This is a genomic window from Allobosea sp. AK1 (genome assembly GCF_006714945.1).
Lineage (GTDB): Bacteria > Pseudomonadota > Alphaproteobacteria > Rhizobiales > Beijerinckiaceae > Allobosea > Allobosea robiniae.
Map to the genome: position 1 here is coordinate 4,720,027 of NZ_VFMG01000001.1, position 17,382 is coordinate 4,737,408.

Here is a 17,382-nt window from a genome sequence, read left to right on the forward strand (position 1 = left end):
CTTCAGGCTTCGGCATCTTCCCATTTGGGTGACTGAGCGACCCGAGCGAGCTGCGCCATGTCTCGGTAGCAAATGGTTTTCCGGGTCGGGAGGTCGATCAAACCGCGCGCCCGGAATGCCGCCAATGTACGGCACGCGGTTTCCATCGACATCCCCAAGTAATCAGCGACGTCATTGCGGGGAATTGTGAAACGGAGCGCCTGCGCGCGCCTCGGATCCTGCGGAAGGTGTTCGTAGATCTGAAGCAGGAACCACGCCATTCGGCTCGTGGCGCTCTTCTTGCCCGTGGCTGCCAGGAGGCAGATGGACGCCTGAAGCGCCTGGTCCGTGCCGGACGACTCGAACGTGCCGACGTCCTCATGACTGCGCGGCCTCAGCACGCAGCGCGTGACGGCCTCCGCAGTATAGCGTTGCAGAGCCGCGGCCTGGATAATGTCGCCGGGCCAAAAGAATGCCAGGATTTGGCGCGAACCATCGCTCCAGAGACGCGCGGCCCGAACGGTGCCCTCGACAATCTCGATGGCTTGCGGCTGTCGTTCGTCCTGCCAGAAGAGGACGGCGTTGCGAGCAAGCACTCTGTGGCGGATATCCCTCGCGCTTGGCGAGCGTTCCTCCAGCAGCGAATGAGAAGCTGTAGCGATCTGAAGCATGTTGCGATCCCTTGATCGCAACCAAGGTATTCGTTCTCTCAACCCTGCCAATCACGCAGAAGGATTAGACCTTACGCTCGAGGCGTAAGCCCTCGGACTAAGGCGAACGTCGTAGTTCGTCAGTGCGCGACGATGAAGGGGTCTCTGCCCGATCGCTACCGCGAATCATGCATGTGAGATCTTAACACAGTGTTAAACGAGGCGAGATCGCTTAAAGAGCGCGGCCAAGGGGCTCGCCACAAGGGCCCAGAGGGATCCAAACCCATAGCTGAAGTGAAGCGTAGCCAGCGCCACAGGGAGGAGCAGCAGATGCGCGCCGCGTTCTCGTGCCGCCGCGAGAAGGGTGGCGAAAGCCAGAACGCCCAGGTAAGCCAGCAAAGCAATCAGACCAGGAAGCCCCCCCGACCACGCAATTGTGATCAGGGCGGCACAGCTCAATGTGAGGACCAGCGCAAGCGGAGCGAAATGCCGCCAGCTAACGGCATCTGGCCTCTCCCGGGCAGCTCTGACCACCCCGATGCCGTTGGCGAAATACTGCCTCCAGAGCGACCTCAGAGTTTGCCGCGGCAGGTACCAGGCCCGTATTGCGGGCGACAGGTAGAGGCCATACCCCAAACCCTGAATGCGCGCGTTGAAGTCGTTATCCTCGGCGCGATGCAGATCTTCCCGCAGCAGCCCCACGCGATCCACGATGTGCTTCCAATAGCAGCCGTTCCAGATCGCGTCGGCCCAGCCTTCCGCGCCGTCCCGGCGGAATTTCGCGACGCCTACTCCGAAAGGGCTCTTATGCGCGGCGACGATGGCACGGCCGATCAGTGTCCTGCCGGCAGAGGGGCGTGCGATGGCGCCCACGCCTCCGGCGCCCGTTGCCAGCAGCGCCTCGACGCTGTTTGTCACGACATCGGGGTCATAGCGCGCATGCGCGTCCAGCCGGTTTACGATGTCCCCCGTCGCCCGCTCCAGCGCCAGGTTTATGCCGGCCGCCGGTCCGCGTTTCGGGTTCCGGATCACACGGACCCTGTCATCCACGTCGCTGAGCCGCAGCAGAGCCTCGTAAGTCCCGTCCTGCGAGCAACCATCCGCGAACCAGAATTCGACAATCCGCTCGTAATCCTGGGCGAGCAAATCCGTCACGAGCCGGTCAAGGCAATCGATCTCGTTGTAGACGGGCACGATGACGCTGACCGTCGGGCGACACGGTGGAGCTGTGCTCGGGTGGTCACCGATGGCGCAGCGATAGTTATGCTCGGCGGCGAGCGATCTCGTCATGAACACCCCCGAGAACACGGGCCCGATTCACTTCAAGGATGTTATCTTGCATCAGCGCACGCCCGTTTCGTCGCAGGCGCTCACGAAGCTCTGGCGCGCGCACCATCTTCTCGATCGCCCCGGCCAACGCAGGGACGTCCCGCGGAGGCACCAGCAGAGCGGTTTCTTCGTCCGTGAGAAACGAGGGAATTCCCCCCACTGTCGTCGCGACCGTTGGAAGGCCGATGGACAAGGCCTCGTTGATGACCTGCGGAAAACCCTCGGTTGTGGAGGACAGGACCATGGCTCCCGCCTTCTCGTAGAGGTCGAAGAGCGGCCGACCGTAGGGAACATAGCCATGAAACGTCACCTGCGACGCAACGCCGAGCTTTGAAGCCAATTCCCGGAGTTCCTGATCCATCGCACCTGTGCCGACGAGATCGACATGACAGTGCAGGCCGCGCTGGTTGAGCTGCGCCATGGCCTCGAACAGGAAACGATGTCCCTTCTCCGGAGCCAACCGGCAGACCTTGATGAGGCGCCTGGGATCGGATCCCGCGGACATCTGCGAGAACATCTCGAACTGTGCACGGTCGACAAGGCAGGGAAAGTGATTGTGCGCGCGGCCGCAGAAGCGGCTGTAGACCTTCGTCATCTCCTCGCCGACCGCAAAGACCGTCCGGTCGCGGGCCAACCGCTTGAAATCCCATTCGAGAAGGCGGGCGGCGAGCATCGCGGCGTGACGCTCCAATCCGCGGTGGGCGCTCATTTGCTCGATGAGGTTCTGGCGCACCATCAGGACAACCGGGATGCCTTGAGCGCTGCACATTCGGGCGACGAGCTGGCCAATAGGGTGGGGCCCGCAGATGACGAGCACATCCCAGTTCTTGGACTGCTCATGCACGGATTCGCGAATCCGACGATACATGCGGGGGTCGGCCCGCCAGAGCCGGTACAGGCTGGGATAGAACGGCAGCGCGCATAGAGAGAAGGTGGAGCCGTCCAGGACGTAAGGAGCCCGCCCGGGGGTCGGCGCCTCGCGTCCAATGAAAGTGATCTGGTCGACGAAGCCGGCGAAGCTCGCCGGGAAGAGGATGAACGACTCCTCGGTCGAGAGGACAGGCCCCTCGCGCCAGAATACTTGGTCGACAAAGAAGGCGACATGCATTGGCTTCAAGGTCTCAGGTGGGTTGCTCACAGAATGACCAAAGCTCGCGTGCGATTTCGACTGGACTTCGCGCCTTCTCGACGGCTGCGCAGGCTGCCTGACCCACGCGTCGGCGCAGCTCCGGATCTGCGATAAGACGGGAAACGTGCTGCGCCAGCTCCGTCGTATCCTGTGTCGCTGTGAACCCGGTTGCGCCGTCCTCGATCAACTCGCCGACTCCATTGACGCGGGTCGCCACGCAGGGCTTTCCGGCTGCCATCGCCTCCAGGACGACATTCGGCGTGCCCTCGTAATCGGACGTGAGAAGAAAGATGTCGGCGGCGCAGATCAGTTCGCGGGCATCCGGCACCGCGCCGACGAGGCGTACGATGTTCTGAAGGCCCAGATCTTCGATCTGGCGTTCGAGATCGCCACGGCAGCCGAGGTTCTCGCCGGCGATGACTGCCTGCACCGGACCATCCGTTTTAACTTTGTCGATGATGTCGAGAAAGCGGTCGAAGCGCTTCTGGCTCACGAGCCGACCGACCCCAACGATGAGGACAGTGTCCTCTTGAAGGCCAAGCCGGCCCCGCCACTGCGCGCGTAACGCAGCAACCTCGCTCGGGCTTGGGGTCTCGACCCCGTTCGGCACGTAAGCTGCTTTGGGACACACGGTTCTGTGGCTCGAAAGCTGCTCGAAGGTGTCGCGGGAATTGCATATGGCCGTGGAGACGCCAGCGAGGCTGGCCCAAGCCCAGACCGATCGGAGACGCGTGGGCAGATCGGCGAATAGCGCATTGCGGAAGGATCCGACGCGCTGAATGCCCGTCCCAGTGAGGGCCAGACCGAAGGCGTTGGTGTACGAAGACCAGGAGAAAAAGCATGTCGCGCCCTGCGCCACGCAGGCGGTGCGCAATTGCGCCATTTTGGCTATTCGACCCCCGGCCAGCAGTACGACGGGAATGCCCAGGGCCCGGATGGGAGCTTCCCAGAAACCCAGTTCTCCGGAGACGTAGACGGTAGGCGTCCAGCGCGTGCGGTCGCAGTGGGCCAGGAACATGTAGAGCTGCCTTTCGCTGCCGCCTTGCGAAAGCTGCCCGATAAGGACTGCGACCGCCCTCGGGGCACCGGGGCGTGCGGCGGCAGCGGTGCCGGGACGGCCTGCCGCACTGAGAAGGCTTCCCAGCATCATGACAGGGCTTCTCTGGAATGTTCAGCGCGATGGGCGCCGGCTGTGACGGGAGACCCGAAGATCGCCGGCGAGAGAGCGGCGCAGACAGCTTCGAGGCTGTGCCGGCCCCTTACATAGGCCAATGCGCGGACGCCGATCCGATCATTCAGCGACCCGCGCCGTGTCAGCAACCGCACGTCGTTGCGCAGTTCGACATCGCCTCCGCTGAGAAGGCCGATATCTTGCTGCTCAATGATGCCGCCAGGATCCACTGCAAGCGAAACGACCGGCACTCCCAGACTCCACGCCTCCAGCATCGAATTCGGAAAGCCTTCTCCGCTCGAGGTGTTCACGAGGACCTTGCTGCGAGCGAGCAGCGACATCACGACATCCGCCGGCTGCGGCCCCCAATAGGTGACGTTGCTCAACGACTGAATCCGTTGCTCGAGCTCGACACGGGAGGCTGCGGGCAACGTCGGATCGAACCCGCCGACGACGCTGCATGAGAGATCCGGCGCCGATGCCGCGAGGTCGAGGAATCTCTCGAGACGTTTCTCCGGGCGGATCTGAGCGACCCAGATGGCGTCGATCGACGTGCCCTCGAAATCTCTCGGGACAGAGGCGAAGGACCGCACCAGATTCGGCACGCAAATCGTCCGGCCCTGCAAACGGTGGGCAAGTCGAGCTCGCTGCCCCTCATGCTGCGCCAGGATCGCCTCAGCACTGTGAAGGCCCAAGGCGTAAAGCGGCGCGTGCAGCCAACGTCTGTAGGAATAGGCGTGCCAAGGTCGGCAATGGTCGTCGTGAGCCAGCGCGTAAATGAAGCGCGCTCGCCCGTCGAAACGGCCAAGCAGCCCTTGCAGCGCCAGAAAGTCGCTCGGCAGCCGCGCATAGATCACATCTGGCGAAGCGCCCCTCAACGCGCGCCAGAACGCTGCGATGCTCGAAGGGTTCAGCCATCGCGGCGCGGCGTCGATGCAGGTGACGGAGGCGAGTTCCGTTGGTGGACAACGTTGGCTTTCGTCACCGTAGATCAGGCTCACCTTATGGCCGAGCTCTGCCATCGCAGCCGCGAGATGGGCCACCTGGGCCTCGGCCCCGCCAGAGGTCCGTGAATCGCCACCGAGCACGTCGATCGAACGGCGGCCAGGCGAGAAGAAGCACCACCGCAGGCTCTGCCCCTTTAACGAAGGTTGCATCGAGCACGTCTCCCGACCACGTCCCGGACCCGGGCCCGCTTCCCCCGGCGCCATGCGGGAAGTCGCCCTCTGGCCTAAGCCTGCGTCTTCATGCGCTCCTGCTGTCCTCTGCATCGGAACACTCGGCTCCGTGATTGCGAGGCGGCTATCTGCGCGGGTCAGTTGATAAACGAATGACCTCCGAGCCGAGTTGACGCGCGTCATATTCAGTTTGCTGCCGATAGCGCCTACTCGGTTGACGCCAGACAGGCTTGACCGGCTCAGGTCCATGGCTGGCGTCGATACGCTTCCATCCCGGCGGCGTGCAGGCGAGCAAGGCGAAACAGAAACGATGTGCGGCATTTGCGGCTGGTTCGGACCGGCACAAGCGGCAGGCCCCGAGCTGACCGCCGCAATGACTGTGCCCCTGCAACATCGCGGTCCTGACGATCTTGGAATCGAGGGGGGAGACGGCTGGAGCCTCGGCTTCCGCCGCCTCAGCATCCTGGATCTCAGCCCCCTTGGGCATCAGCCGATGCGAAGCCCTGACGGGAGCTGCTGGCTGGCGTTCAACGGCGAGATCTACAACTATCTCGAGCTGCGCCGCGAGCTCGAACGTGCAGGCGAGGCGTTCCAGAGCGGATCCGACACCGAGGTGCTGCTGCGGCTGCTCATGCGCCTCGGGGCGGGCGCGTTGCCGCTTCTGAACGGCATGTTCGCACTGGCCTTTGTGGACACGAAGCAGCGGAGCTTCATGCTTGCCCGTGACCGGCTGGGCGTAAAGCCCCTCTATTACTGGGATCAGAAAGGCCACCTGCGGTTCGCCTCGGAACTGAAGGGCTTGCTGGCTTGTCCTGACGCCCCCCGGGAGATCGACCGTTCCGCGGTGGCGCAGTACCTGGCGCTCGGCTACCTGCCGGGCGAAACCTGCATTTTCGAGGGATACCGGAAGCTGCCGCCGGGCCATGTCCTCGCAGGCTCGCTCGACCGGCCCCATGCGGCATCGCTGGCACCCTATTGGGACCTGACCCTCAACGACGATCCTGCTCGGCGAAGCGCCAGCCCCGCCGAACTGGATGAACTCGAGAGTTTGCTCTTCGACGCGGTCCGCATCCGGCTCCGGAGCGACGTTCCTGTTGGTGTTTTCCTGTCGGGCGGAATCGATAGCGGCCTGGTCGCAGCCATGGCGGCGAAGACGGGAAAAGCCCCGCTCGCGCTGACCGTCGGCTTCGCGGAAGAGCAATGGGACGAAAGCGCGCTCGCTCGCACAACCGCGGCCCATGCCGGGCTTGAGCACCGCGTGATCCCGCAACGCGCCGGCGAGCTCAGCGATATCGACCGGCTGGCCTGGCTCTTCGACGAACCCTTCGGCGACCCGTCCGCCTTGCCGAGCTTCACGCTCTGCGAGGCGGCGGCGAGCCATGCGACGGTGTTTCTCTCCGGAGACGGCGGCGACGAGGCGTTCGGCGGCTATCGTCGATATGTCGAAAGCGCCCGCCGGGAAGGTTTGATCCGGGCAGCCGGCCGTTTCGGCCTCGCGCTGGGTGCGGCGAGCCGGCTTTTGCCGCAGGCGTCGCTCGCCCGCTACCAGCTTTCCAAGCTCAGCTTGCCGGATTGGGGAGCGGCGGCGGTTTTCGACGAGCTGCCTGATGATCCGGTGATGGACGATTGCATTCACCCGGATCTGCGGCCGTTTCTGCGGAACGCCAGCAGCCCGGTATGGGAGAGATGGCGGATGAGCCGCGGCGCGCCGCTGACGGCGCGCCAGCAGAAGCTCGACTATAGCCTCTATCTCCCCGACGATGTGTTGGTGAAGGTCGATCGGGCATCGATGGCCCATTCGATCGAGGTTCGGTCGCCGCTGCTCGATGTCCGCATCGTCGAATGGGCCGCGCGCCTGCCCCGTGCATGCCTGCTGGATCACTCCCAGGGGAAGCTGCCTCTAAGGGCTCTCGCCGCCCGATTTCTCCCGGAGGTTACCGGCCGAAGCCCGAAGCGGGGCTTCGGCGTTCCCCTGGGCGACTGGTTTCGCGAACCGGCCGGCCGCGCCATGGTCAGGGAAAGGCTTCTCGACCGCGGCGGCAGAGAGCGGGGGTTCTGGAGCCTGAATGGGGTGGAGCGGATCCTTGGTCTGCACAGCTCGGGGCGGAGCCGGGATTTCGGCCTGCTGCTGTGGCGCCTGCTGATGCTGGAAGCCTGGTGCCGCCATTATGCGGCAGGACCAGCTCAGCATCGGCGAGCGCAGTCCCGTTTACAGGGCGCTGTCGCGTAAGTGCGTCAGGGCGTCACCTGTGCTGTGGCATCCCAAACACCGACCGCTGTTCCATGAGCCCGCCTGCCCGGTGCGCTGCGGGGCGAGTGAAACAGCGGTCGGTTCTTACCGGTGTCCAGCTAGCCGATCCCCAATCGCGACCAGGATCAAGAGAACCGCACGAAGACAGCCTTTTTCAATGGCTCCAGATACAGATCTGCATGACCTGGGTTGTCCGGGCGATCACCTTCTATGGTCGCTTTACGAGTGAAACGACGTAGCTGTGCTTTCCGGATTTCAGAGGGGGAATTTCCTGCAGCGTCTCGAAACTGATGTTGCACGACTGGCCCAGCAAAATCCGAAGCGAGGTGGCGATCTCGTCCAAAGCGGATTGCGCCGGAGCCGTCTTCACGACCATCTTGACGACGACGTCGTCGTAGTCGCGCTGGACGATCTGCGTCTTGAGAAGCCAACCGGCCTCGTGAAAGACTGTGAGAAAATAAACGAAGAAGATTCCCGATACGGCCGTTCCATCCCTCAAGATAAACGCGTCCGTCTGGCGTCCCGACACCGTCTGCAATTGTTCGACGAACGGCAAGGGACCGTCGGAGAATTTGCCGACCACGGCGCGATCCCCGAGTCTGTACCTGATGAGCGGCATCGCGAAATTCGTGAGATTGGTGACGAGGACCTCGCCCTCTTCCCCTTCCTGGCAGGGCTGACCGTCAGGCTTCACGACCTCGACGAGGTTGCAGTAGTCAAACACCTCCAGGCCACTGTTCTCTGTCCGCTCACCGGCAATGTCGCCAACTTCGCGACACCCGTATCTGTTCAGCGTCGGACAGCCGAACGCGCGCGAAATCTCCTCCCTCATGAACGGGTGCAGCGTGCCCGCGCTGGTAATGACGTGTCTCACGCCGGAGACCCTGGTCTCGCGGGCATTTGCGAAGCGAGCAAGTTCGAAGGCGCTGTCCGCGTAGGCCTCGATGAGAACGGGACGATATTGCCGAATCCAATCCAGATAGCGCAACATCGCCGTCTCGCTCATCTTGAACGAGTTCGCCCATTTCTGGTTGCGAACGAAGCCGCTGAGCTTGTTGCGCCACCCCAGAGTACCGGACACCACGTCCCGATCGGACCCCCAAAGCTTGACCAGGGACTCGCCGGCGTCCCTTCCGACCCAGCCGTGATACGTCTCGGTCATGGCGATACCCATCGCGTTGTAATCCTGGTCCTGGATCACGGCGACGGGCTCTCCCGAACTTCCCCCGGAACTGTTCTTGTACGAATGTCTCGAGCTCAAGTCGTCGCTCTTCAAACTCTCAGGGGAGTTCTGCAGGAAGCTCCTCGTTAGCGGTGGCACCTTCCCGAAGCTGGCGAGATCAATGACGTCACCACGCGCGATCTCCCGATCGACCAGCAGCTTTCGGTAGTGCGGCACGTGTCGCGCTGCGTGCCTGAGCAACTGCGTCAGACGCTGATCCCGCAGGTTTCGCCGCGCTTCGCGGGGCAGGGCATAAAAGTCCGAGATCAAGGTGCGGCATCGCGGGATCGGGCGGTTCATGACGCGCTCGTCGTAGAACTTCAGCATGGGGCGGCGCCAGTTAATCATGTGCCCTCCGAAGTATGAGCCGCGAGATCAGCTTGCGATCGTCGGGGCGGATGATGAAACCTATGAGTATGATCAAGTATAGTGCCGATATCGCGCCAGCCATCGCCGCGAGACTGATCCAATCGAGCGGTGGCCATTCGGCGGCAAGTGCCCTGCAAGCCAGCGCTATCCCGAGCACCGCCGCAGCTCCACCCGCGAGCCGGGGCAGGAACGCCCACCAGTCCAAGCCGAGCACGCGTGCGGCGTATACCGGAAGGATGAGCGTGTTCTTCAAGGTCCAAACGATCGCGGCCGCCGCCGCGATGCCGAGCACGCCCCAATTGGCCCAGAGGGCGAGCGCGACCGCCAGCCCAATGTTCACGACGCCGAGCACCAGCGTCACCAAACCCTGCTGCTTCACCTTGTTGTGCGCGGTGAGGAGGTACCCGATCGGCCGGCCCGCCAGATTCACCGCCAGATGAGCCACGAGGACTGCCAGGAGCATGTCGAACTCGGCGAAATCCGGCCCGAGCCACAGCGACAGGAGTGGGCGGCCGAGTCCGCAGAGAAGCCCGACCGGCAGGGCCAGCCCGAAGGCGAGAAAGCCGACGGCGGATTCCAGCAGTCTGCGCACACCCGTGACATCGCCGATGGCGTAGCGGGCCATGATCATCGGGCTGAAAATCGGTATGACCACCTCGGCCAGCGTGTGCATGAGCACCGCGAAAGCAAGCAATGCGCCGTAACGACCGGTCATGGTTGAACCGAACAATGCGTTCACGATGAGGAGGTCGACCTGCATGAGCAGCAGCATTCCGGCCGTGTTCACCGCCGACCAGGCGCCGAAATTCAACAGCGGCCGGAAGTGGTGGGGATCCACATCTGCGCGATGCAGGCGCAACTGCGGGGTCAGCCGTCGCCACGCGATCACGCAACTGCCCAGGCCGAGGAGGGCGGAGGCGATCAGGCCGAGGCCGACATGCAGGAGGCTCGCCGGCCAGACAAGGAAGCACAGGGCCACGATCCCGACCCTGCTCAAGGCAACCGCGGACCGAATGGCGTTGCGGACGTCGAACCGGTGAGTGATCAGGCTCGATGCGTCGAAAGGGCTTCCGACGAGGAATGTCAGGGCGGTGAAGAAGGAGCCCGCAAGCAGGAACCGCGCCGCGCCCTCGAGGCCCGGCGGCACCTCGAAGAGTTGGGGAAAGAGCCAAACCGCCGGGGCCATCGGAACCAGCAGGAAGCAACTGACTGCGATGGTCAGCATCACGGCACTGTTGAACGTTCTTTGCGCGGCGGGCAGGTTTCCACGGTTCAGATCGATCGCCAGGTTGCGGTAGATCGCACCGTTCACCCCCTCGCATACGATCATCGCGAACATGACCAAGGAGGACGACAGGGGAACCATCCCGTAGGCGGCAACCCCGAGATGCTTCAGCAGGAAAGGGATGTACCAGAACATGATGCCGGTGTTCAGCACGACGTAAACGAGGCTGCTGCCGACGTTGACGACGAACCGCCCGCTGGCCTCGTCACGCGGCGGGGCGGCTGCGCGCGCGTTCATCGCCCCCTCGCTAGCCGCGGTCATGACGACGCTTCGACAGCCAGGGGCCGCCCTCCTGTGCGCTTCGATCGTCGGCCTCCTGCACTAAGGACGGGATCAGGAGCAGGGCGAGTATGACGATGAGGCTGGCGTGGTTTTCCAACCCTCCCGCCTTGAGCCATGTGGACCCGTACGCCGCCGTGGCTCCGATCACGGTCAAGTAGTATCCGTCCGGACAGGAAGGAGAGAGCAACCAGCGGGAGCGGGAGCGCACGAAACTCCGTATCGCGGATCCGATCATGCAGACGTAGATGATCAGCCCGACCAGACCCGTGTCCACACCGACCTCGAGAAACGGCTGGTGGCTGGGCAGATCCGTGCGGTGATTGACCTCGCTGGTCAGCGACGCGATGTAGGGGTGCAGCCTGAAGGGGCCGTTGCCGATGCCGGCTCCGGTCAGCAGATGGTCGCGCATGAACAGAAGGCTTGCTTCCCACAAGACAGACCGTCCGCCGAGCTCGCCGCCATCTCCTTCGACAGCCCTTTGAATGAGGGTGTCGAAGAGGAACGGGGCGAAGAGGAACAGGCAAAGAATGAGCGCGACGCCGCCGACGGCCCATTTCCGCGCGGGTCTGAAGAACAGCAGCATCAGCAACAGGAGGCCGACCGAAATCGCGCCTCCTCGCGATCCGCTGAGTGCGATCAACGCCACGGCGCAAAGCATGTAGGTTATTGCCAGGATGAGCATGGACCTCCGGCGAGGCCCGTCACTTCGCATCACCGGCCAGATGACCCCGGGAAGTGCCATGATCAGCATGACGCCCAAGGTATTCTCATTCATGTTGAAACTTTTCAGTCTGGTTCCAAACACGAAATCGGTGAACAGGGCCGTATAAATCCCGCAAAGGATCATGAGCCAGCCCATCAAGCTCAACATCCGCATGAAGCGGTCTACTGCCGGCAGCGATCTCACCTCGTTGCAGATCAAAAACAGCAGGATAAAGCTGAACGTCCAGGCGATCAGCTTGCGGCGACCTTCGACGAGATCCGGCGCCCAGAGCAGCGTCACGAGCCCCCATGCGATGTACAGCGCGAGGAGAAGGCAAGTGGGGTTCCATTTGACCGTCTCGTTCCCGCTCAGCGCCCGGACGAGCCAGATCCCAAGAGCTGCGACGACCGTGCCGTTGCTGGCGAGCATGTAGATCCCCTCCACCCGAAGGTCCCCTGGCGGCAGCAGGAGCACGAACGCGGCGAGCAGGAGCGCGGCAAGCGGGTTTCGCAGCAGCAGCAGGCCGATCGTCGCCACGACGGCCAAGCCGATGAGCATTACGGGGACGGATGGGTTCCTCAAGATCAGGAGCGCGAGGGCAACGAGCGACAGGAGACCGGCACCGCCGACCCAGGACGCGACATGCACGAGCGATTGCCGCGCCGTTCGGGCCGTCACCGCGTAACCTCCCGAGGCGGCCCGCTGGTTCCGCGCGATGCACGGCGGCGGGGCATGTCCACGGCGACGGGCAGGTAGCCGAGGTGAGCCGCCAAGTCATGGTGGCGGGCCACAAAGACGCGCGCGCTCTTGCCCGCTTCCCGGTTCATGGCGTCGACGTTGTATCGTCGTAGCCAGCGCAGCAGGAACTCCAGCACAGGCTTGGCGCTGATGGGCATCAGCCGCTTGCGCCGGGCACCTGCTTGGATGACAGCTTTCATCGCCGGCCTCCTCTCGCTGCGATCGAAACCCTACGTCGGCCGGGCTTCGCAGTCTTGATGAGGATCAATTCGCTGAAAGGTTCTGCCAATAGTGTCCGGAAGTCGGGAAGCACAACTCGAAGCCGACGGCACGGCCGAAAAGCACGAGATCGGAAAGCGCATCTCTGACGCAGTGGGGCCCCCACGACGGTAGGGGACTAATGGGGCAGAAGCAGATCTTGTTGCCGGAGATCGACCTTGATGTCGTCGATGTCCAGGCGGTCGCGATAACGGCCACCCCTCGAGGCGAAACGATGATCAGCCTTGAGATGTCCGGCGGCCAGATCATGAATTTGATCTTCTCGCCAGCGACGCTCGCCCAGCTTGAGGCAATGCTTGACATAGCGAACGAGGCTCGCACCAGGGAGCGCCCGATCCAGTAAAGGCAGGCGCCCATGTGCGTGCGGCCGGCAGCCAAGCATGCTCTGAGAGGAGATCTGAACCGCGCCGGGTTTCCCGGAGGCGGTTCACAGCGACTGACGCCGGCTTTGCTTTGTCGCACCGGTGGATCAGTGCGACCGAAGCCATGTCATCGCGAGAGCATTTTCGAGCGCAGCGGACACCGGTTCGCGTGAAGAAAAGGTCTCCGGAGCGGGTTCACTGCACCGCTGCCGTCGAAGCATCCTCACGCCGGAACACGACTTCGACGGTGTCGCCCGGCATCAGCTCGGTGTCCTCGGACGCGGGAATGCGATCCCAGTTCGTTCGAGCTTTACGGATGATCGTGACGCCCGGCCGCGCGACGTTGGCGCCCGTTTCGAGGACGACCATCTGCCCAAGCACACGCAGCTTCTCTGTCGCGCCATCGAGCCGCGCTCTCAGCTCGGTCATACGCAGCTGCGATTCCCTGCTTTCGCGTAGCACGTCGATGCGCCTTTGGGTGTCGACCTTGTCCAGGCGCCAAAGCAGTTCATCCCGCTGTTGCTTGACCTGGGTCAGGTTCGCAATCGTCTGAAGGCGCCGGGTCGACGACAGCAGGACGGCCCGGCGACTATCCGTGACGCGCGGGCTCGGCAAGCTGCCGGTGCCGAAGAGTTTGTTCACGCGATCAAGCTCTGCCATGTCGGCTTGGAGGCCGCTCTGCTCCCCCTGCACTTGCGTGGTGAGAGTCTCGATCTGCTCGCCGGCCTGTCGCACCATACTCTCCAGATAGGCCCGCTCGCTCTTGGTTTCCTTGAGGCGAACCTGCAGGTAACGGGTCTCGACGCGCAGAAAGTCGGCAAGCGAAGCGGCCGATATGGACAGGTACCCGAGGGGCTGTTCCTTGATCGTTTCGGATCCATCGAGTTCCGCGGCAAGCCGCCAGGAGACAACATGCTCCTTGGCAAGCGCGCTTGTCGCAGTTCGGTATTCGCGCTCCGCCTCCGCGATCTCGACGCCTGACTGCCCGGGACGGCCCCGTACTGTGCTCGGGCCGCCTGAGAGAGCAATGGCATGGCGCGCCGTCATCTGTGGCCGGTAGGCGTACTGCCCCGGGTTGAGCACGTCGCCGCTCACATAGATGGGCCGGTACTCGACGACTGCCGTGGTGACATCGCCAGGCTGAAGCAACACGATCCGCTCGCGCCCGTCGGGCATTCGCTGGCGGAGGATTTTCGCTGCGAAGGCTGTCTCGACCCGGTCCTGCAGCACCTGCGGGGCCGATCCTGCCGCCATCACTGCCCCTAGCATTGGGATGATGATGGTTCCGTCGGGCTGCACCGGCATACGCTGCCGCAGCTCCGGCATTGGCGCGACGGCGATTTCCACCACGTCGCCGGGAGAGAGCAGATATTCAGCGCGGCAAGCTCCATGCGTCCAGAGCAAAGCTATGCCGGCCATGAGCAGTGTCGCTGCCCAGCCCTTGCGCGCAGATGGATGTCCCATCGAGAGCCTCGTATCGGTTCTGGAGCCGGCGCCGCGCGGCGGTCCAGGCAGGGCGGTGAGATCAGGTCATGAAATTGCTCTGCGAGCGCACCCGGCCCATCGCGAGACGGGTCCGCCACCATTCGGTGGTACGCCCGATGCCCTCGCGCAGGCCGGTCCGTGGCTGCCAGCCCGTAACCGCCGCGAAGCGGCTGCAGTCGGCCAGAAGCGCACGCACTTCCGAGTTGGCAGGTCGCATCCGGACGCCCTCTTGGACCACCGGTTTGGAAGTGCCGGAGAGTTCGAGCACCAGGTCGATCAGGTTGGCCACTGTCACGCCGTGCTGGCTTCCAGCATTGTAGGCTCGGCCGAACTCCAGATCCGGGGATGATCCCGCCATCAAAAAGGCAGCTACGGTGTCTTCCACGAAGGTGAGGTCGCGCACCGGCGTCGTGTCGCCGACCCGTATGGCGGCGCAGTTCGGATCCAGAGCCTGTCGGATGAGCGTCGGAATGATCGCCCGCTCGCTCTGCCGTGGACCAAATGTATTGAAAGGACGCAGCGTCACGACAGGCAAACCGAATGACCGGGCAAAAGCTTCCGACATCATGTCGGCACCGATCTTGGATGCCGAATAGGGAGATTGGCCCTGCAACGGGTGCTCTTCCGAGATCGGCATCTTCAACGCCGTTCCATACACCTCGCTTGTCGAGGTATGGACGATCCGCTCCGTCCCACTCTGGCGGGCAGCTTCGAGGATGTTCAGGGTTCCGAGGATGTTCGTTTCGACATAAGTCTGCGCGGCGGCGTAGGAGTGCGGGATGGCGATCAGCGCTGCGAGGTGGAAGATGATGTCTTGACCCGGCACGACGCGCGAGATGAAGGCCGCGTCGCGGACATCGCCGCGGACGAGATCGAGCCGGCCTTTGGTCGCCTCCGGGATTTCGTCCAGCCAGCCATGGCTGTCGAAGGAGTTGTAGAGGGTTAAAGCCGTGACCCTGGCGCCGCAATTCACGAGCGCCTCGGTGAGATGCGAGCCGATGAAGCCGTCGGCGCCCGTCACAAGCACCTTTGCACCATCATAGGACATGGCATGACCTCCTGGACTGGACATTCTAGGTTCGCACCGGCTCAGGCGCGGCGTTCGACTTGCCTGAGGCCTGCGCTCGCGACCGAGGCCCAGCCGCAGATCGCCAGGAAGCTCCTGATCATGATCACGACATCCGATGCCAGGCTTCTGCTGCGGAAGTAGTCGAGGTCGATGCGCGCCTTCAGCGGAAACACGACGGTGCGATAGAACTCGTTGACGTCGGCACCTTTCGGGAAGGCGGCGGCCTCGTTCCGGAATATGATCTGGCACGGGCCGACGAGGCCGGGCTTGTATCTGAGCAACTCTTCCCAGCCGTTATGGAAGCAATCCGCGAAAGCAAGGCTCTCCGGCCGTGGTCCGACGATCGCCATGTCGCCCTTGATCACGTTCCAGAACTGCGGCAACTCGTCGAGCTTCGTCTTCATAAGCAGGCGCCCGACCTGGGTCATCCGGGGGTCCTGCTCGAGCGTCAACGGGCAGCCTGCCTGGCCGGCGTCTGCATGGAACTTCCTGAACTTGTACATACGAAAACGCCGGCCGCCCTGTCCAAGTCGAGTTTGACAGAACAGCGTTGGCTGCCCGGATTCCAGCCATATGGCGATCGTTATGAGCAGCATGAGCGGCGCCAGCAAAAACAACGCAGCGCCGGCTAGTAGAATATCGGCGGCTCGCCTGAGCCATGTTTGCGCCGTTTCGGCGACCGGCAGTCCCAAGAAGCCTTGTCCGTTCATGTGAAAGAACTCCTCAGCCACTTGCGAGGTTGGCGTGCTTGCTTTTGTCTCGCATTACGAACGCAGCCGGCGGAACGCGCTCGCCAAGCGCGTCCGCAAGTGCCGATGTAACTCTTTCGACATCATCGAGCCCCATGCGCGGGTGCAACGGCAGCGTAAGCTCATGATCGGTGAAGGCCTCGGTCCGGGGAAGATTTACGTCTGGATAGAGGCCGCGATAGAAGGAAAGACGATGGATTGCCGGATAGTGGATCGTGGTCTGGATGCCCTTCGCACGTAAGTGATCGATCACGTCCTGACGGTCGGAAGAAGCCGGCAGCACCACCGGCATGATGTGATGGACGGAAGGTCGCCGCGCTTCGAAAGGGATGGCGACGCTGGGGCAATTCTCACCAATGCGCCGCCGATAGGACTCCGCCAGGATCTTCCGTTTCGCATTCCACTCTTTAAGGTGGCCGAGCTGGACGAGGCCGATGGCGGCCCTCAACTCGTCGAGCCGATAGTTGAAGCCGAGCATCGTCACATCGTAGATCGGCGTCCGGCTGGAGCGCCGCTGGAAGGTGCCGCTCGTCAGCCCATGCCCTCGCGCACGCCGGATGGTGTCGAGCAGGGAGGCATCGCGGGCGAGGACCACCCCGCCTTCCGCCGTCGTCATGTTCTTGTTTCCGTAGAAGCTGAACGCCGCGGCGTCGCCGATTGCGCCTGCGCCCGGAAGCCCGGAGGCATGAGCGGCGTCCTCGATCAGCATCAGGCCCCGCTCACGCGCGAAGGCCTGCCATGGCTCGGGATCGACCATGTATCCTGCGAAATGAACGAGGATCACGGCTTTCGTCCGGGGCGTGCATTTGGCGGCAGCGTCCTGGATGGACATCAGCGGCTGCGCCGAAGACTCGATGTCCACGAAAATCGGCGTGCCGCCGACATAGAGCACGCAATTCGCCGTCGCCACGAAGGTGAGGGCCGGCACGAGAACCTCGTCGCCCGGGCCGATCCCAAGAGCATGCAGGATGAGATGCAGCCCGGCTGTGCAGGAACTCACCGAAACAGCGTCGTCGGCTGCATGCGCCTCGGCGAAAGCGCGCTCGAAACTGCTCACCCGCTCGCCCATTGTGATCCAGCCGCTGTCGATGACATCGGCGAGAGCGGCCTTTTCTTGCGATCCGAGGATGGGCTCCGAGACGAGAAGCATGG

The 17,382-nt window shown here is 63.3% G+C and carries 15 protein-coding genes; 2 read left to right on the forward strand and 13 right to left on the reverse strand.

The genetic code is table 11. The features are described 5' to 3' along the window. Window positions 1-2: 2 nt before the first annotated feature. The 5 genes from FHT98_RS22590 to FHT98_RS22610 all read right to left on the reverse strand — a co-directional run bounded on the left by FHT98_RS22590 (window position 3) and on the right by FHT98_RS22610 (window position 5,415). Window positions 3-650: a helix-turn-helix domain-containing protein gene (locus tag FHT98_RS22590; RefSeq protein ID WP_142115362.1), complete on the reverse strand. Its 648-nt coding sequence runs from the start codon at window positions 648-650 to the stop codon at window positions 3-5. A gap of 192 nt (window positions 651-842) precedes the next feature. Continuing rightward, window positions 843-1,919 (reverse strand): glycosyltransferase family 2 protein, encoded by a 1,077-nt coding sequence (locus FHT98_RS22595; protein WP_142115363.1) that lies wholly within the window; start codon window positions 1,917-1,919, stop codon window positions 843-845. Beyond that, entirely contained in the window at window positions 1,891-3,066 is a 1,176-nt protein-coding gene (locus tag FHT98_RS22600) for a glycosyltransferase family 4 protein (protein ID WP_142115364.1), read from the reverse strand. Before FHT98_RS22600 ends, FHT98_RS22595 begins: the two co-directional genes overlap by 29 nt. Before the next feature lie 13 nt (window positions 3,067-3,079). Continuing rightward, the gene (locus FHT98_RS22605) at window positions 3,080-4,237 is read right to left on the reverse strand and encodes a glycosyltransferase (RefSeq protein ID WP_142115365.1); all 1,158 of its coding nucleotides are present in this window, start codon (window positions 4,235-4,237) and stop codon (window positions 3,080-3,082) included. Continuing rightward, a complete protein-coding gene (locus tag FHT98_RS22610; RefSeq protein WP_185745250.1) occupies window positions 4,234-5,415 on the reverse strand; it encodes a glycosyltransferase family 4 protein in 1,182 nt (393 codons plus the stop codon). The genes FHT98_RS22605 and FHT98_RS22610 overlap by 4 nt, the downstream gene beginning before the upstream one ends. Before the next feature lie 268 nt (window positions 5,416-5,683). Between FHT98_RS22610 and asnB the strand changes: the two genes are divergently transcribed. Further along, the gene (gene asnB, locus FHT98_RS22615; RefSeq protein ID WP_142115367.1) at window positions 5,684-7,666 is read left to right on the forward strand and encodes an asparagine synthase (glutamine-hydrolyzing); all 1,983 of its coding nucleotides are present in this window, start codon (window positions 5,684-5,686) and stop codon (window positions 7,664-7,666) included. Window positions 7,667-7,895: 229 nt separating this feature from the next. On the opposite strand, the gene FHT98_RS22620 is transcribed toward asnB, so the two are convergent. From FHT98_RS22620 to FHT98_RS22635, 4 genes are read right to left on the reverse strand one after another with little or no spacing between them, the layout of a single operon-like run. Beyond that, complete coding sequence (locus tag FHT98_RS22620; RefSeq protein WP_142115368.1) at window positions 7,896-9,236, reverse strand: phenylacetate--CoA ligase family protein; 1,341 nt, start codon at window positions 9,234-9,236, stop codon at window positions 7,896-7,898. A gap of 13 nt (window positions 9,237-9,249) precedes the next feature. Next, a complete protein-coding gene (locus FHT98_RS22625) occupies window positions 9,250-10,800 on the reverse strand; it encodes a lipopolysaccharide biosynthesis protein (RefSeq protein WP_142115369.1) in 1,551 nt (516 codons plus the stop codon). 10 nt (window positions 10,801-10,810) lie between these two features. Next, complete coding sequence (locus FHT98_RS22630) at window positions 10,811-12,226, reverse strand: O-antigen ligase family protein (RefSeq protein WP_142115370.1); 1,416 nt, start codon at window positions 12,224-12,226, stop codon at window positions 10,811-10,813. After that, window positions 12,223-12,486 carry a hypothetical protein gene (locus FHT98_RS22635; RefSeq protein ID WP_061963559.1) on the reverse strand — a complete coding sequence of 88 codons (264 nt, stop codon included), beginning with the start codon at window positions 12,484-12,486 and terminating at the stop codon, window positions 12,223-12,225. Before FHT98_RS22635 ends, FHT98_RS22630 begins: the two co-directional genes overlap by 4 nt. 221 nt (window positions 12,487-12,707) lie before the next feature. Here FHT98_RS22635 and FHT98_RS22640 point away from each other — a divergent pair, with 221 nt between their 5' ends. Further along, window positions 12,708-12,908, forward strand: a complete 201-nt coding sequence (locus FHT98_RS22640) for a hypothetical protein (protein WP_170843255.1) — start codon at window positions 12,708-12,710, stop codon at window positions 12,906-12,908. 214 nt (window positions 12,909-13,122) lie between these two features. Here FHT98_RS22640 and FHT98_RS22645 read toward each other — a convergent pair whose 3' ends face one another. The 4 genes from FHT98_RS22645 to FHT98_RS22660 form a co-directional block, all read right to left on the reverse strand. Next, window positions 13,123-14,391 (reverse strand): polysaccharide biosynthesis/export family protein, encoded by a 1,269-nt coding sequence (locus FHT98_RS22645; protein WP_142115371.1) that lies wholly within the window; start codon window positions 14,389-14,391, stop codon window positions 13,123-13,125. Window positions 14,392-14,452: 61 nt separating this feature from the next. Beyond that, window positions 14,453-15,460 carry an SDR family NAD(P)-dependent oxidoreductase gene (locus tag FHT98_RS22650; protein WP_091855369.1) on the reverse strand — a complete coding sequence of 336 codons (1,008 nt, stop codon included), beginning with the start codon at window positions 15,458-15,460 and terminating at the stop codon, window positions 14,453-14,455. A gap of 41 nt (window positions 15,461-15,501) precedes the next feature. Continuing rightward, window positions 15,502-16,212 (reverse strand): sugar transferase, encoded by a 711-nt coding sequence (locus FHT98_RS22655; RefSeq protein ID WP_244511850.1) that lies wholly within the window; start codon window positions 16,210-16,212, stop codon window positions 15,502-15,504. After that, window positions 16,205-17,380 carry a DegT/DnrJ/EryC1/StrS family aminotransferase gene (locus FHT98_RS22660; protein ID WP_142115372.1) on the reverse strand — a complete coding sequence of 392 codons (1,176 nt, stop codon included), beginning with the start codon at window positions 17,378-17,380 and terminating at the stop codon, window positions 16,205-16,207. Before FHT98_RS22660 ends, FHT98_RS22655 begins: the two co-directional genes overlap by 8 nt. Window positions 17,381-17,382: the final 2 nt, after the last annotated feature.